Origin of the sequence: Lonsdalea iberica (genome assembly GCF_002111585.1) — a bacterium.
In the GTDB taxonomy this organism is placed as follows: Bacteria; Pseudomonadota; Gammaproteobacteria; order Enterobacterales; family Enterobacteriaceae; genus Lonsdalea; species Lonsdalea iberica.
In genome coordinates this window covers 84356-98731 of sequence record NZ_LUTP01000007.1, presented here as the reverse complement: position 1 = coordinate 98731, position 14376 = coordinate 84356, and the positions used below count along the sequence as shown (strand labels likewise).

General features: G+C 49.3%; 16 protein-coding genes and 1 tRNA gene. 10 read left to right on the top strand and 7 right to left on the bottom strand.

Translation table 11 applies throughout. The annotated features are described in order from the left end of the window. Positions 1-7: 7 nt before the first annotated feature. From yejM to AU511_RS04390, 3 genes are all read left to right on the top strand, one after another. Entirely contained in the window at positions 8-1762 is a 1755-nt protein-coding gene (gene yejM / locus AU511_RS04400; protein WP_094108895.1) for an LPS biosynthesis-modulating metalloenzyme YejM, read from the top strand. 76 nt (positions 1763-1838) lie between these two features. Further along, positions 1839-1915: transfer RNA gene (locus AU511_RS04395), tRNA-Pro, on the top strand. 371 nt (positions 1916-2286) lie between these two features. Further along, complete coding sequence (locus AU511_RS04390) at positions 2287-2610, top strand: ankyrin repeat domain-containing protein (RefSeq protein ID WP_338037480.1); 324 nt, start codon at positions 2287-2289, stop codon at positions 2608-2610. A gap of 240 nt (positions 2611-2850) precedes the next feature. Here the strand turns inward: AU511_RS04390 and AU511_RS04385 are convergent, their stop codons facing one another. Next, on the bottom strand, positions 2851-3201 hold the full coding sequence (locus AU511_RS04385; RefSeq protein WP_094108893.1) for a hypothetical protein: 351 nt from the start codon (positions 3199-3201) through the stop codon (positions 2851-2853). A gap of 555 nt (positions 3202-3756) precedes the next feature. On the opposite strand from AU511_RS04385, the gene AU511_RS04380 reads away from it, so the two are divergent. Then, positions 3757-4239, top strand: coding sequence for a cold-shock protein (locus AU511_RS04380; RefSeq protein ID WP_094108892.1), 483 nt, complete (start codon positions 3757-3759; stop codon positions 4237-4239). A gap of 381 nt (positions 4240-4620) precedes the next feature. Then, positions 4621-5160, top strand: coding sequence for a DUF2058 domain-containing protein (locus tag AU511_RS04375; RefSeq protein WP_094100197.1), 540 nt, complete (start codon positions 4621-4623; stop codon positions 5158-5160). Positions 5161-5420: 260 nt separating this feature from the next. On the opposite strand, the gene AU511_RS17390 is transcribed toward AU511_RS04375, so the two are convergent. Further along, a complete protein-coding gene (locus AU511_RS17390; RefSeq protein WP_167371995.1) occupies positions 5421-5594 on the bottom strand; it encodes a hypothetical protein in 174 nt (57 codons plus the stop codon). A 225-nt stretch (positions 5595-5819) separates the two neighbouring features. On the opposite strand from AU511_RS17390, the gene yniD reads away from it, so the two are divergent. Continuing rightward, complete coding sequence (gene yniD, locus AU511_RS17635; protein WP_240503764.1) at positions 5820-5924, top strand: small membrane protein YniD; 105 nt, start codon at positions 5820-5822, stop codon at positions 5922-5924. A 228-nt stretch (positions 5925-6152) separates the two neighbouring features. Here the strand turns inward: yniD and cspE are convergent, their stop codons facing one another. The 4 genes from cspE to ompX all read right to left on the bottom strand — a co-directional run bounded on the left by cspE (position 6153) and on the right by ompX (position 8771). After that, positions 6153-6365, bottom strand: a complete 213-nt coding sequence (gene cspE, locus AU511_RS04370) for a transcription antiterminator/RNA stability regulator CspE (RefSeq protein ID WP_026740534.1) — start codon at positions 6363-6365, stop codon at positions 6153-6155. A 599-nt stretch (positions 6366-6964) separates the two neighbouring features. Beyond that, a complete protein-coding gene (locus AU511_RS04365; protein WP_094108891.1) occupies positions 6965-7306 on the bottom strand; it encodes a GlpM family protein in 342 nt (113 codons plus the stop codon). 124 nt (positions 7307-7430) lie between these two features. After that, on the bottom strand, positions 7431-7961 hold the full coding sequence (locus tag AU511_RS04360) for a rhodanese family protein (RefSeq protein ID WP_094108890.1): 531 nt from the start codon (positions 7959-7961) through the stop codon (positions 7431-7433). 294 nt (positions 7962-8255) lie between these two features. Next, a complete protein-coding gene (gene ompX, locus AU511_RS04355; protein ID WP_094100194.1) occupies positions 8256-8771 on the bottom strand; it encodes an outer membrane protein OmpX in 516 nt (171 codons plus the stop codon). A 1092-nt stretch (positions 8772-9863) separates the two neighbouring features. Here ompX and dps point away from each other — a divergent pair. The 4 genes from dps (at position 9864) to glnQ (ending at position 12867) form a co-directional block, all read left to right on the top strand. Next, a complete protein-coding gene (gene dps / locus AU511_RS04350) occupies positions 9864-10367 on the top strand; it encodes a DNA starvation/stationary phase protection protein Dps (protein WP_094100193.1) in 504 nt (167 codons plus the stop codon). A gap of 351 nt (positions 10368-10718) precedes the next feature. Continuing rightward, complete coding sequence (gene glnH, locus AU511_RS04345; RefSeq protein ID WP_094108889.1) at positions 10719-11462, top strand: glutamine ABC transporter substrate-binding protein GlnH; 744 nt, start codon at positions 10719-10721, stop codon at positions 11460-11462. A 26-nt stretch (positions 11463-11488) separates the two neighbouring features. Continuing rightward, the gene (gene glnP, locus AU511_RS04340) at positions 11489-12148 is read left to right on the top strand and encodes a glutamine ABC transporter permease GlnP (RefSeq protein WP_094100191.1); all 660 of its coding nucleotides are present in this window, start codon (positions 11489-11491) and stop codon (positions 12146-12148) included. Beyond that, positions 12145-12867: a glutamine ABC transporter ATP-binding protein GlnQ gene (glnQ, locus tag AU511_RS04335; RefSeq protein WP_094108888.1), complete on the top strand. Its 723-nt coding sequence runs from the start codon at positions 12145-12147 to the stop codon at positions 12865-12867. The genes glnP and glnQ overlap by 4 nt, the downstream gene beginning before the upstream one ends. An 87-nt stretch (positions 12868-12954) precedes the next feature. Here glnQ and AU511_RS04330 read toward each other — a convergent pair whose 3' ends face one another. After that, the gene (locus AU511_RS04330) at positions 12955-14229 is read right to left on the bottom strand and encodes an acid phosphatase (RefSeq protein ID WP_094108887.1); all 1275 of its coding nucleotides are present in this window, start codon (positions 14227-14229) and stop codon (positions 12955-12957) included. Positions 14230-14376 lie beyond the last annotated feature (147 nt).

Here is a 14376-nt window from a genome sequence, read left to right as displayed (position 1 = left end):
TCTCTTTATGGTAACCAACCGCCCGCGCTACCGCGAAAAAGTCTCCCAGATGATTAGTTGGGGACACTGGTTTGCTCTTTTCAATATTCTCCTCAGTCTGGGACTGGGTAGCCGCTACCTGTTGGTTGCCGACTGGCCTGCCTCACTGACCGGGCGTATTTACGCGCTGGTCAGTTGGCTCGGCCACTTCAGTTTTATCGGGTTCGCGATATACCTGCTGATCCTCTTTCCCCTCACGTTCTTCGTGATGTCGCAGCGACTACTGCGGGTGATCTCCGCCACGGTGGCGACAGCGGGACTGACTTTGCTGATCGTCGACTCCGCCGTCTTTACGCGCTTCCACCTGCACCTTAACCTGACGGTATGGGAGCTGGTGACCAATCCAGACCAGAGCGAAACCGCCCGAGACTGGCAGCTGTTATTCATCAGCGTCCCCATCATTTTTATGGTGGAAATGCTGTTCGGGACCTGGTGCTGGCAGAAGCTGCGCAGTCTCAACCGGCGCAGCTTCGGCAAACCGCTGGCCGGGGTATTCATTGCTGCTTTTTGCGCATCCCACATGATGTACATTTGGGCGGATGCCAATTTCTATCGTCCAATCACCATGCAGCGCTCTAATCTGCCGCTCTCCTATCCCATGACGGCTCGCCGTTTTCTGGAGAAACATGGTCTGCTGGATGCGCAGGAGTATCAGCGTCGGCTGACGCAGCAGGGTAATCCGGAAGCATTGTCCGTCGAGTATCCGCTTAACGACATTACGTTCCAGGACGCGGGCAGCGGTTACAACCTGCTGTTGGTGGTGGTGGATAGCTTGCCGGAAAACACGCCGCAGGCGATGCCGAATCTGGCGCGTTTTGCAGAAGAGAATGTACGCTTCAGCCATCACCTCAGTGCGGGCAGCGAACCGAATGCCGGGCTGCTCAACCTGTTCTACGGCATTTCCAGCACGTACATGGACGGCATTCTCGCCAGCAGTAAGCCGTCCGCGCTCATTAGCGCGCTCGGACAGCAGGGCTATCAGTTCAGCCTGTTCTCGTCTACCGGATTCAACAGCCCGCTTTACCGACAGGCCTTGCTCTCGGATTTCTCGTTGCCGGTAGCTTCGGCGCAAAGTGCCGACGCCATCGCGACCCAATGGCTGAAGTGGCTGGACGGACACCCGTCAGGCGCCCATTGGTTCTCGTATGTCGAACTGAACCATAACGTCAGCGCAAATCAGTCTGCATCTGAGCAGCAGCGCCGCTACCGTCAGGATAACACGACGCTGGATCGCCAGATTGCGCGGATGCTCGAAGGCTTACGCGACAAAAACCAGCTGGATAACACCGTCGTTGTCGTGACCGCCGCTCAGAGCACGCCCGCCAACCTGATGGACAACATGCCGAAACCGATGGCGCGTTCGCTTTATCAGGTGCCGCTGGTCGTTCACTGGCCGGGGACGCCAGCGCAGACCATCAGTAAGATGACGGACCATAAGGACGTGATGACGACACTGATGCAGCGTTTGCTACACGTACAGACGCCGGCGAGAGATTTCTCTCAGGGCGAAGACCTGTTCACGGCAGAAAGACGAAACGCTTGGCTGACCAACGGCAGTGAGGATTTGTTGTCGATTACGACGCCGGAGCAGATCATTTTGTTGGGTACGCACGGCAGTTATCGGACGTTCGATCAGGAAGGTCGAGAACTTATGTCGGAAAAACCGCAGTTGGGTCTGCTGCTCCAGGTGCTGACGGACGAAAGGCGATTCATAGCCAACTAACTGCCTAAATCTAAAGCAGTCGTGACGTTCAGCTATTGCAATCAGATCTGGAAACGGTAATATGCCTCCACAGCATCGGCACGTAGCGCAGCTTGGTAGCGCACCGTCATGGGGTGTCGGGGGTCGGAGGTTCGAATCCTCTCGTGCCGACCAAAAATCCCTTGAAAAAACCAACCTCTTACGGTTGGTTTTTTTTCGCCTGTAATCTACCGGTGCAAAAACTCACTGACGGTTTAGCCTTCAATGCTCAGCATTTGTCTTTGTCAGCACGCCCTCGCTCTCCCCCCAATATCCATTAAAACGGCCTTGTCGTTAACGAAGCGGTATCCTCCTCTGGTTTTACACAAGTTAGTCCGTGTGAATCACGAGTTATGAATGTGCAATACCTACTCAGGGGTATCAACGGTGAGTGATTGCAGATAGACAGTCGCATACAAATGAAGTGACGATGGTTTCAACGATTGTGGTTCCGGGTTTTCCGGTAGTGGCATAGCGAAGAAAATGATCAACCGTGGGAATGTGAAATTTATTTATGTCGTTCTTTTGTCATTAACGACTTTTTCACCCATGCCAACCAAGCTGTATCGGAAGAGCTGCACGATAATACCAACTGCAAGATGATTCTTAAGTTCGAAACAGCATTCCCTGATAGCGTTGGTTATACAACGCTGCATTTAGCCAGTATAATTGGAAACAAAGAAATCGTGGTCTTTCTTTTAAAGAAAGGCGCTGATGTCAATGCCACTGACCGCGAGGGATATAGCCCTTTAGTCATAGCGGAAGCGAATAACCATCGAGATATAGTCGCGCTCTTGGTTAAACATGGGGGTAAGGCGTTAGAGCCTTAGGCCTATAATTGACTTAAACCTTGTTACCTCAGATTAAGGCTCGCTTTGGCGGCCTTTTTTATTCCACGCACTGGGGATCGATATATCTGACAGGAAGAAGAAGTCTTCCAAACTATGACTAGCGTTTAGCTGTTGAAAATGCACCTAGGGTAGATTATTCATGCATTAAAGCCCACCTTAGTGGGCTTTACTTCATTTTACCTTACTAACATTGCTTATCAGGCGCGTTGAATGTGAGACTTATTTATCCGATTCACTGGCAAGAATTTCGCATTCCTTTTCTCTCAGACGATGCAAGGTTGCTAAATCTTGGTCGTCACAATAAGTCACAAGATCTCTTAATGCCAAGTCAGCATAGTTATAACCTTCTTCACGAATCAGCTGGCTTTGTTTTTTAGCTAATGAGGTTAATGGCGTGTCCTCACCCATTGCGTCTAAAGCTGCCAGACCATCAGCCTGCTCTTTAATGGCCTGCCTCGTATAAATGTTTTCGTAAAGCGCTGGATGTTCAGAAAAGAAGTCTTTCAGAGATTTCGCCGAAACGGATGACGAAAAGATAACAATCGCGGCGAATACCACTTTCTTAATCATTACTTATTCCTTTTAAAATAATTATTTGTTTTCCCAGAAGTGCCGATACGGCGAATGAAGTAGTTTAACCACAGCAATGCGCTGCCGCCAGCTGGACTTAACGGTATGATACAAGGAGCATTACTATATTTTATGGTCAGCTCGGACGATTGCTTGGGCACCAAAACGCGTTGTGTTGCAGGTTTATGGCGGTAATAGCTGCCCAGTACTTCCTCTACCCGAACAGGATTGACTGTGGGATCACGGGCTCTCTAAAGCAAAACTGACGCCGCTTAAGGCGTTGATGGCGACTTTTCTTGTTATGCATCCGTGCATCCTCCCCTCCCCCTCTTTTACTTGAGTCGCTCCACACTAGCCTGTTTAGCCTCGCCTGGGCCTCGTTCCAACCGTCAATGTGCAAACTCAGTGGACCCGACATTTGTCTCCCGTGGCTGATGCCTTTGCCTATTAGAAATATATCACTGAGACTTGAGCCAAAGGCATAGTCTGCGTAGTCATTGTGCTTTACACTGCGCGCTGCAAAAATAGCGTAGATTAACGAGCAAATAGGCGGTAATGGCGATGAATGGAACGATCACAACCTGGTTCAAAGATAAAGGCTTTGGATTTATCCAAGATGAGAACGGGGACAACCGTTATTTTCATGTCATCAAAGTCGCCAACCCTGATCTCATCAAAAAAGACATGGCAGTGACTTTCGAACCTACCACCAACAACAAAGGTTTATCTGCCTACGCGGTAAAAGTCATACCGGAAAGCAAATATATCTATATCGCCGGCGAGCGGGTGAAGCTTACGTCCATCAAGTCGTTCCTGGTTTACCGTGAAGAAGTCCCGGCCGATACCCGCATCGATAAAGAAAATACGGTGTTGTCTGTCGGTGCGCTGATGGGATGTATCAGGCCCAAATCAGAAGCTAAACCGGGTGAAATGCGTTCGCTGAGAAAACTCGCGATCACCACCTTCCAGGGTTCAACGTTAATCTTCACGGAAGATGAGATAGATATAGACGCCACGGTGAAATTGCTTAAGGTCTAAAGTCATTTGGACTGCACCATGCTGAAATCCCGCGTAATCCCTAAGCTGAGTTTCGGCATGGCGAGTCCCCTTATCGACAGACGAGTCCGCTCACTTATCCGCTTTATCAGTCACTTGTCACATCGTATCGCAGCCTCACGAATGGTTCACACCTGCCAGTATTATCCCTCTAGCCTGACTTTCGAAACCAGGGCAGGCGCGCCTTTTCAGCGCTATGTATTGCTCCTACGCCCCCCTTCTACGACGGATAACTCATGACGCCCGCCCTTTAATAATTTCTTCGAAACCCACGCCACAGAGCAATGTAAGGTCTTCAACCTGATACAGCCCCAAAATTTACAGGTATAATCTCAACATTATTCAACGAATTCAGAAAAGAAGATGACCAAACTCACCTTACAAGAACAGATGCTGAAAGCGGGATTAGTGACCAGCAAAAAAATGGCCAAAGTCCAAAGAACGGCTAAAAAATCACGAGTTCAAGCTCGTGAGGCCAGAGCAGCGGTGGAAGAAAATAAAAAAGCGCAACTTGAGCGGGATAAGCAGTTAAGCGAACAGCAGAAACAGGCCGCATTATCCAAAGAGTATAAAGCTCAAGTAAAACAGCTGATTGAAATGAACAGAATCACTATTTCAAAAGGCGATATCGGCTTCAACTTCACAGATGGCAATCTCATCAAAAAGATCGTGGTGGATAAGCTGACGCAAACTCAGTTGATCAGCGGTCGTCTTGCCATCGCCCGTTTAGTGAAAGATAACAATGGCGAGAGCGACTATGCCATTATCCCCGCAAGCGTCGCAGATAAGATCGCGCAGCGCGATGCGAACAGCATTGTATTAAACAGCGCACTCAGTCAGGAAGAGCAGGACGAAGAAGATCCGTACGCCGATTTCAAAGTGCCCGATGATTTGATGTGGTAACCAGTGCCAATGAATGAAAAGCATCTATGCGCTTTTCATTCATTGTTAGCGTCCCCTCTCAGCAAAAACGCAGTGTTCTTAGGGGCAGGAGTCCTTATTCTTGACTCTATCCCGTATGCCATACCCGCATTTTGACCAAATAGGCTGTGTATTGAATCCCTCGCCTCTGCCATCAATCTTACCGGCACGTATTGAAGTTAACCGGCGGACTTAACGACAACGAAGGCCAATGCCACACTTGACGCCTGTGCGCCAATTCATCAGGAATTAATGACCGCAATTCGTGTGGTAATACCGGTGACATCGTCCGCAGGATGCCGCAACGGCGTAGCGATTTCCGGAATGGAACCCTGGTCGGCATTGATCATAAGGGAGGAAGTAAGATTATCCTGATTGCATAGCGCCAGTTTGGTGATCAAATCACTATAGTGCATGACACAAAGCCAGCCTCCATATAAAAAGCGGCGAGATAACAACCTTCAATCTTCAGCTTTTTTGCATCAACCCTGACACATTCGCCGCCAGAGCCTGTGAACACGCGCGGGTGATTTCCCCTTTTGGCCTCTCGATGTATGAAATGATGACTAACATGAGGTGGAGGTCTATCAAAAGCGCATGAATTAAGACCCTTCTTCGGCATCGAAAACTTAGGAGGATACGTGTCCCGATTATTCGCCAAGAAACACTGGAAGATGGTTCTTACACTGATACTGATTATTATTGTTTTGCTATTGTTCCGCTGGGCGGCAATCGCGTGGGGATAAATTGACGCTATTTGATTCGAGAATTGATAAACCGTTTTTGCCGAATTAAGTATAAAAAAACGCCCCACATCGATTAAGATCTGGGGCGTTTTTTATGAAATTAATGAATAACGCTGGGAATATTTTTATTAATATTTATACGCTACTCATTATTTCGGATGATGCTGATTAACTGCTCCAGGTATTCCCTTCTTCGCTATCGTAACCAACATCAACTTTCAAAAAAGATTATTCAGCGACAACGTTGACAGCTGAAGGACCTTTTGCGCCGTTTTCAACGGAGAATTCAACTTTCTGGCCTTCATTCAAGGTTTTGAAGCTGTCACCCTGGATGGCAGAGAAGTGAACGAACACATCTTTGCTACCATTGCTAGGAGTGATGAAACCAAAGCCTTTATCAGCGTTGAACCATTTTACTAAACCAGTCATTTTATCAGACATAGATATTTCCTTTATTTTCGAGGTCGCGTTAAAGCGACAAACATGGTCTGTTAGCAGAATTTATTTATAGGCGCTTAGGAGGAGACTCACGGAAAAGAGGTATCTAGATCGGATAACGCTTGAACTGAGAACTGCTTTACTAAAATGCTTTACATAAGGTCTGTATGCCAAACCGATGAGTGCATTAACGCACGTACCAAAAAGTTAAGCAAGGGTTATTTTCAATAGATTGTCAGCAGCACGTATTTCGTTCGCGAAATAATCTTTTTTGGAATTACTGTAATTTACACAATCCCCCCTTTTATTTCTCAAAACAAAAAACGACAAGCCAACCAAAAGGCGAAGTAGCGTACAACCTCCCCTTCAGAAAAGAACATCCTCTGATACGCTATACATAACTTGGGGCGGTTTTTACGTGCATCATGATGAGAACGAGAGGAGGACAATCGTGTCATTAAGCGACTGGCTGTGGAGAAAAAAATTGATTCTTTTACTGACTATCGTCGTCTTAGCGGAGGCTATCATGTATTTGATGACCTCTGAATGGTTTCCCTGGGAGTGGTAGGCACCTCCTATCCCCTTGAACCCCCTGTTGACGGCTACAATCCGTGATACCAGCTCCAGATCTTGATTAACACCGCAGCGGAAAGACACCAGCAGATTACGGCGGCCGCTAGCGCCTGCGCCAATTTCATCGTATCCGTGAAATAGTAAAGCGAAATAAGGTAAATCAGGTAAGGAATAACAGACCAAATGCCAAACAGGATGGTCGAGCGCAGCGCCTCCAACCCTCGTTCGGTGCCGACAATATAGTGAGCAATCAGGGCGAAGGTCGGGAAAAGCGGCACAAGTCCGGCGATATAATAATTACGTGTTTTTGCTAACAGTCCAATCAGCACAACAACCAGTGCGCCAAGTACCGCTTTTAGAAGAAGCGCCATTTTTTTTCTCTTTTTTTGTGCATTCCAACACGTTACCTCGAATACAACTCCTCGTGAAATACACAAAAACGATGGCATGACGGCTGAATTTATCCCTTTATCAAGCCGCATGCCCAGACCCGGTCTAACGTCTACGATTCCACGGCATGCGCATGAGAACACGCGCCAAACCGCAAAAGCCGCTAATCCCCGCAAACAGTAGTCCAGCCCCAACGAGCCCCGCCAACCAGTAAAATGCCGGATGCATCGCCTGGCCCAAAACCACCCCCGCCAACACCGTACCTCCCGCGACGATCTGAACCTGTCGCATGATATCGATTGAAGGTCTCTTACCTTTCACCACGGGTAAACCTGCCCGTTTCCACGCCTGTAATCCGCCGGACAGCAGATAGGTCTGAGCCGTTCCAGCCGCCTCAGCCAGTTGTGCGCAATGTTGTGAAGAACGTATCCCTGAAAGACACAAAAAAATCACGCTATTCGCGCCGGAGAGGACTTCTCGCAGCCTGTCGACATTCAGTGATGCCATTGGACAGGACACCGAGTGGGGAACATGTTCACGCGCATACTCGTCGACCAGCCGGATGTCCACCAGCACCGCACCCATCTTAAGTAGTTGTTGCGCAATTTGCGGAGTCACTGATTGAGGTGTAGACATGAAACTCTCCCGAAAGAAACAGGTCACAGTACAAGGTGTAGTACCGATATAGGCATCAGTCAGACGGCACAATACGTGTCCGGCACGTGAGATGTCTCTCCTCACAAGCTAGGAAATGGAATCGGGGAAAACAAGCCAAGATAAATGGAACGAAGCAGTGATGATGGGGTCTATACCTTTAACGAGCGGAAAACAGCGAACAGTACCAAGAGACTGAAGCGCAAAAAAACCCGCTCCGAAGAGCGGGCTTTACAGACAAAGTTAACCTCCGAGAGAGGTTAATGTTTGATGCGATTAGAAACGGTAGCCTACACCAACGTTCCAGCTGCCAACATCAACACTGCGGATACGGCTCTGTTCGTAACCTAAATCCAGTGCAACGTTCTGCATTGGGTTGAACTGAAGACCGGCACCGTATACAACGCCAACATCATCGTTCTTAGCGTTAGCAGTACCGTTATCAGCATTGTGGGTGTACTTGGCGCTGCTCATACCGACAACACCATAGATGCTTGCCCAGTCATTGAAGCGGAAAGCAGGACCTACGCTGAAGCCGTAATAAGTCCCTTTCTGGTAAACATTATTAACGGTGTTGCTGTCCTGCAAGTAGGTGAATGAACCGATTACGCCCACGGGGGAGTTGTCGAATTCATAACGATACTTCAGGTTGAAACCCGGCAGCTTGTTCATAACGCCTTGAGCATCACCCTGGGCATAACCTGCAGATACAGTACTCTCGCCAGCCATCGCAGAACCGGCACTTACGGCTAAAACACAAGCCAAAGCTGAAAGACACGCAATTTTTTTCATATACAGCCTCGAATCACTCTTATGAAAGAATATTAAAGCGCTATAAATATAACAACAAATCCGCGTTGTTGCTGAGCCTCAAATACTTTTCAATTGGGTTAAACATGTAACAAGGATTTTCTTAAACAAGCCAACCCCTTAAATTTCATTGGGTTAACAAAGGAAACCCTGCCATAAAAATGTAAAGAGTACAGAATTAAAAATACAGAAAATTCCGATTCATACCTACCACACAAAGCAAGATTTTCATACACAAATGATACGTAAATAAAAGTCAGCAATGGTAAATGATTAGCAAATAATTTAACCATCAATGATTTTATTCCTTTTTTTTAATTATTTGCGCTCATCCTTTATACAGTTTCTTACCGAAAGTGACTTTCTCGATCGAAAAGAATAGCCAGCGAAAATAATTATCAGAAAAATAAGGTCTAAAACTGGCGAGTTTTTAAATTTATGCTACCGGGCGTAAATAATGTTGATTTAATTTGCCAGATGCCAAATATGTTTCATGCAGTATCAAGTCATGCTGTCAAAAACATCGGCAGGCGCATTTTATTATCATTAACATGGCCCTTTTCCTTCGTCATTCAGTCAAAACCTGCTGTGACATTGCGTACGATATCTAAACAAAGTTAATCCGCCAGGACGAATTGATTCAAGTTATCGACCTAAACTGCTGTCGGATTGAAGGCGCGATTTTTCACCTGTTAAGATGCTATCTCTATTTTTGACTCATACATCTGCTGCGCTAAGCATACTGTCGCGACCTAAGTGGTTTTTTTGAAGGGGACTTTCGGCTGACAAACAGCACTTTGGGAATGATATTCCCTAGATTCACCCCGAGTCGTTACATAAACGCGGGTGGTGGGACAACAAAGAAAATTGCTGATAAAAAACAGGCTATTTAGCTAGACGCGCTGCTGATGATAATGCGAGTAATTTTCGATAACATTTTGATGTCATTAAACTTTAACGTTAGTGTCTATCTGTTCGATAGGCAAATTTATACAACCACTTTCGATGGAGCTGCTATAATTACCCTCGTTGAACATCAAATCTAATGATTAATGAATTAAGAGGACGACACTTATGCGTACAGCTAAACTGGTAAAACCCACCTCTTCAGAACTACGTTACACGCTCAACGACCAGGATGACGAAATTAAAGTTTCCACCATCAAACTGCTTAACCAGCTGGTTGTTGATTTTACCGACCTGTCCCTGATCACAAAACAGGCTCACTGGAACATGCGTGGCGCGAACTTCATCGGTGTTCACGAAATGCTGGATACTTTCCGTACCACTATTGTCGACCATCTGGATACCATCGCAGAACGTGTCGTACAGCTGGGCGGCGTCGCACTGGGCACCACGCAGGCGATTAACGCAAATACGTCGCTGAAGAGCTACCCGACCGATATTCATAACGTCCAGGACCATCTGAAAGCGCTGGCGGAACGTTACGGTATCGTCGCTAATGAAACCCGTAAAGGTATTGTTCAGACCGAAGACGAAGATACAGCCGACATTCTGACCGGCGCTTCGCGTGACCTGGACAAATTCCTGTGGTTCATCGAATCCAACATCGAATAATCCCTAAGGATTAATGATGCTGTTGCAGACCGCCCCGTGGGCGGTCTATTTATTTCTACCGCACTCTTTTTCCCTTCCCGCAGACCTTTCGCTTCCTGAAGGATTTCTCGTCAGGATGCACAAAAAAGAACCTCAAACCCCGAATATTTAGCCTGCAGGCAAATCAACAGTTGTCACTCCAAGTCAATTAAGTTAATCATATCGGTGCAGTGTGCACACAAAACGTCTGTGACCAAAACACAGGCGGTACCGCGCCAAACCCCGCTGTAGACGCTGTGTGAATCCCGCTCGCAGCGACAGCATCACTCCTCAAAAACAGTGAAATACAACTGTATTTATAGGAAACAACCAATGAAGTCATTTCTCAAAGCTTCGGTAGCCGCACTTGTGCTGGCCTGTAGCTTCAGTGGTCATTCGGCTGATAAGCCACTGATCGTAGCAACTGATACCGCGTTTGTGCCTTTCGAATTCAAGCAAGGCGACAAATACGTTGGATTCGATATTGACCTGTGGGACGCCATCGCCAAACAGTTGAATGTGAACTATACCCTGAAGCCAATGGATTTTAGCGGTGTTATTCCGGCGCTGCAGACCCGCAATATCGACGTCGCGCTTGCTGGGATCACCATCACCGACGCACGCAAACGGGCGATCGATTTCTCTGACGGCTACTACAACAGCGGCTTGCTGGTGATGGTGAAAGCGGATAATCAAGAAATCAAAGGCGAGCAGGATTTGACAGATAAAGTTGTCGCTGTGAAGAGCGGCACCGGCTCCGTGGACTACGCGAAAGCCAATCTCAAAACCCAAAGCCTGCGTCAATTCCCGAACATCGACAATGCCTATATGGAGTTGGCCACGAATCGCGCCGACGCGGTGCTGCACGACACGCCCAACATTCTCTACTTCATCAAAACCGCCGGCCACGGTCAGTTCAAAGCTGTGGGCGACTCCATCAAAGCCCAGCAGTACGGCATTGCTTTCCCGAAAAACAGCGAGTTACGCGAACGAGTAAACGGTGCGCTGAAAACCCTGCGAGAAAACGGCACCTATGCCGCCATCTATCAGAAGTGGTTCGGTACTGAACCTAAATAATCGCCGTTAGTTTGTGGAGAAATTGCATGCAGTTTGATTGGAGTGCCATATGGCCTTCCCTGCCCCTTCTGATGGAAGGGGCCAAAATGACCCTGTTGATTTCAGTACTAGGTCTGCTGGGTGGCGTCATTATTGGCGTATTCGCGGGTTTCGTACGCGTTTACGGCAACTGGATATCCAGCCGCATCGCGCTGGTGTTTATCGAAATCATTCGCGGCACGCCAATTGTCGTACAGGTGATGTTCATCTACTTCGCATTGCCGATGCTCCTGACTTCGGTGCGCATCGACCCCTTCGCCGCCGCCGTCGTCACCATCATGATCAACTCTGGCGCGTATATCGCGGAGATTACCCGCGGTTCAGTCTTGTCGATCAATAAAGGCTTTTCGGAAGCCGGTATGGCGCTGGGTCTGTCTCGTCGCGACACCTTGCGCTATGTCGTTGCGCCGCTGGCGTTGCGCCGGATGCTGCCGCCGCTGGGTAACCAATGGATTATCAGCATCAAGGATACGTCGCTGTTTATCGTCATCGGCGTTGCTGAACTGACCCGTCAGGGGCAGGAGATCATCGCCGGGAACTTCCGCGCACTGGAAATCTGGAGTGCGGTCGCCGTGATTTATCTGGTTATTACGCTGGTGCTGAGCTTCCTTCTGCGCCGTCTGGAAAGAAGACTTAAAATTATATGATTGAATTCAAAAACGTTTCTAAACACTTCGGAAAAACACAGGTCCTTCACGACATCGATCTGAAAATCAATCAGGGCGAAGTCGTGGTGATTATCGGCCCGTCTGGCTCAGGAAAGTCCACCCTACTGCGCTGTATCAACAAACTCGAAGAGATTACCAGCGGCGAGCTGGTGGTCGACGGGCTGAAAGTGAACGACCCCAAAGTGGACGAACGCCTCATCCGTCAGGAAGCTGGCATGGTCTTTCAGCAGTTCTACCTGTTCCCACAGATGACCGCGCTGGAAAACGTGGCTTTCGGTCCTATTCGCGTCCGGGGTGCGAGTAAGGAAGAGGCGGAAAAACAGGCGATGGCGCTACTGAAGAAAGTGGGGCTGTCCGAACGGGCGCATCATTACCCTTCCGAACTCTCCGGCGGTCAGCAGCAGCGCGTGGCGATTGCACGTGCGCTGGCGGTGAAACCGAAGATGATGCTGTTCGATGAGCCCACCTCGGCGCTTGACCCGGAACTGCGTCACGAAGTGTTAACCGTAATGAAAGATCTGGCTGAAGAAGGTATGACAATGGTCATTGTCACCCACGAAGTCGGTTTCGCTCAGAAAGTCGCATCGCGCCTGATCTTCATCGATAAAGGCCGCATCGCGGAAGACGGCGATCCGGACACGTTGATCAGTCATCCTCCCAGCGAACGCCTGCGCGAGTTCCTGCAACACGTGGCGTAATGGTCAAAAACAGAACGTATCCTTGCGGATACGTTCTGCCTTTTTCTCACTGATCCCCTACGTCTGTGCACCGCAGGCACCCATATTTTATCGCTGTTTGCTGGCTAGCACGGCATCGTGCAGGTTCACGCGCTGCCAGAAGTTACCCTCGCTGCTGCCCGACAGCGGATAGCCATCCGCCTCCGCCGTTTTAACCATCAGCGCGCGGCGCTGCGCCGCGCTCAGCTCCGGCAACGGTCCTTCCAATAGCACTTCAGCGCCTTTTGGCACGTCGACCGGACGTGCGGCCACTTTGGTGGCAGGCAACCCATAGCTCATCGTAAAGCGATAAAACTGACGCATACCGGGTTGTGTATAAGGATCGTCTTTACCCTGCGGCTCCGCGCACTTCGCCAGGCTCATGCCACAGGCTTGCTCCAGCGCGGTACGCATTTGAGCTTTGGCCTCAGTGAACAACATCTTGTACTTCGGATCGTTCATCAGCGTAGCAATCTGATGTTCGGCCGTCATACGGCCTCCTATCACATCCAGCGGATAATGCACGCCCAGCACAACGCGGGAGTAGCCGTAGGTTGCCGCACGATCAATCAGCGGGACGAACCGTTCAGGCACCATTTCCGCCAGCAGCAACGCATCGTTGTAGCCACTGTTGGTGTGGCCGCTCGGGAACGCATCGCCCGAGGCGGTGTAAGGTACGGAATCATTGACGACCGCCGTATCCGGTACCAGATGGAGCGCGTTTCCCGGCTGTTTGAAAGGTCGTGGATAGTGGTAGAACTGTTTCGCCGGGGACGTGCTGACGGCGCTTGCCTTGATCAACGCCGCGGCCTTGCCCATCTCACCACGCTGGTAAACGTCGATGAAGGCGTTGCCTAACCTTGGTCCCAGCGCTTCCGCCAGAGCGTAAAAATAGCGGATGTTTTCCGCATCGATCAGCGCCTTTTGCCGCAGGGCGTCTGATGCATCCTGATTGATTCGCTCTACCGTAGCGCGATTTTGACGCAGCAACGTCGGCGTCAGCTGGTTGAACGCCGACAGCACTGTGATGCTGTCCTGCTCCCGGGCATTCTTTTGGAAGTCATAGTCTGCGGCTTTCAGCCACGCCATATCAGCCTGCGGTGACTGCTGTTGCGCACTATCCAGCTGCATGCGGGTCAGCGCCTGCGCGTTGCCGCGCAACATGTGCTGCAAATGCGTCTGAACCCGCTTTTCAAGCGCGACGTATACCGGGCTGGCGCTGGCCGCGGTGGTGGATTGAACCTGAGCCTTGGTCACGTGCAACGCAGGTTCAGGTAAGGCGGCGGTAGCCTGGGAGAGCGTTAACGCACAGCCAACGGCGAAGAAGAGACAAGAATAGCGCATGGTATTTCCTTGTATTTCAGATAGAAGCTCGGCCCGTCTTTCCCTACATAGGGGAAAACGACGCAGAAATTTCACATGGCAAACAGCCTAGATCGACATTGTGAACGTCCCGTGACAATGCCGACGTTTTGGCATCTCCAGCGTGAT

Excerpts from the sequence above, each read along its gene's own strand:
- yejM (WP_094108895.1), top strand. The coding sequence starts at position 8 with ATGGTAACCAACCGCCCGCGCTACCGCGAAAAAGTCTCCCAGATGATT.
- AU511_RS04385 (WP_094108893.1), bottom strand. The coding sequence starts at position 3,201 with ATGATTAAGAAAGTGGTATTCGCCGCGATTGTTATCTTTTCGTCATCC.
- AU511_RS04380 (WP_094108892.1), top strand. The coding sequence starts at position 3,757 with ATGGCGATGAATGGAACGATCACAACCTGGTTCAAAGATAAAGGCTTT.
- AU511_RS04375 (WP_094100197.1), top strand. The coding sequence starts at position 4,621 with ATGACCAAACTCACCTTACAAGAACAGATGCTGAAAGCGGGATTAGTG.
- AU511_RS17390 (WP_167371995.1), bottom strand. The coding sequence starts at position 5,594 with ATGCACTATAGTGATTTGATCACCAAACTGGCGCTATGCAATCAGGAT.
- cspE (WP_026740534.1), bottom strand. The coding sequence starts at position 6,365 with ATGTCTGATAAAATGACTGGTTTAGTAAAATGGTTCAACGCTGATAAA.
- AU511_RS04365 (WP_094108891.1), bottom strand. The coding sequence starts at position 7,306 with ATGGCGCTTCTTCTAAAAGCGGTACTTGGCGCACTGGTTGTTGTGCTG.
- AU511_RS04360 (WP_094108890.1), bottom strand. The coding sequence starts at position 7,961 with ATGTCTACACCTCAATCAGTGACTCCGCAAATTGCGCAACAACTACTT.
- ompX (WP_094100194.1), bottom strand. The coding sequence starts at position 8,771 with ATGAAAAAAATTGCGTGTCTTTCAGCTTTGGCTTGTGTTTTAGCCGTA.
- dps (WP_094100193.1), top strand. The coding sequence starts at position 9,864 with ATGCGTACAGCTAAACTGGTAAAACCCACCTCTTCAGAACTACGTTAC.
- glnH (WP_094108889.1), top strand. The coding sequence starts at position 10,719 with ATGAAGTCATTTCTCAAAGCTTCGGTAGCCGCACTTGTGCTGGCCTGT.
- glnP (WP_094100191.1), top strand. The coding sequence starts at position 11,489 with ATGCAGTTTGATTGGAGTGCCATATGGCCTTCCCTGCCCCTTCTGATG.
- glnQ (WP_094108888.1), top strand. The coding sequence starts at position 12,145 with ATGATTGAATTCAAAAACGTTTCTAAACACTTCGGAAAAACACAGGTC.
- AU511_RS04330 (WP_094108887.1), bottom strand. The coding sequence starts at position 14,229 with ATGCGCTATTCTTGTCTCTTCTTCGCCGTTGGCTGTGCGTTAACGCTC.